Source organism: Phosphitispora fastidiosa (assembly GCF_019008365.1).
Classification (GTDB): Bacteria; Bacillota; Thermincolia; order Thermincolales; family UBA2595; genus Phosphitispora; species Phosphitispora fastidiosa.
Genome location: NZ_JAHHUL010000205.1, coordinates 1 through 241 on the forward strand (window position 1 = coordinate 1; position 241 = coordinate 241).

Here is a 241-nt window from a genome sequence, read left to right on the forward strand (position 1 = left end):
GTGCTGCCGCGCCAGCGCCAGGACGCTGCGATAGCAGGCGCCCAGCAGCGCGGGCTCGCCGTGATCGCCGCCGCGCCACACCGGGCCGACGGTGTGAATCACCCAAGGCGCCTTCAGCCCGTGACCGGAAGTGATGCGCGCTTCGCCGGTGGGGCAGCGCACGCCGGGACGGACCTGCGGCAGAGCGCGGCATTCTGCCAGCAGGCCGGGACCGGCAGCGCGGTGAATGGCGCCGTCGACG

1 protein-coding gene is annotated in these 241 nt (G+C 74.7%); it reads right to left on the minus strand.

The window, feature by feature from the left end:
• Positions 1–241 (minus strand): macro domain-containing protein (locus Ga0451573_RS19520; RefSeq protein ID WP_231685876.1); only part of this gene is annotated, 241 nt, incomplete at both ends.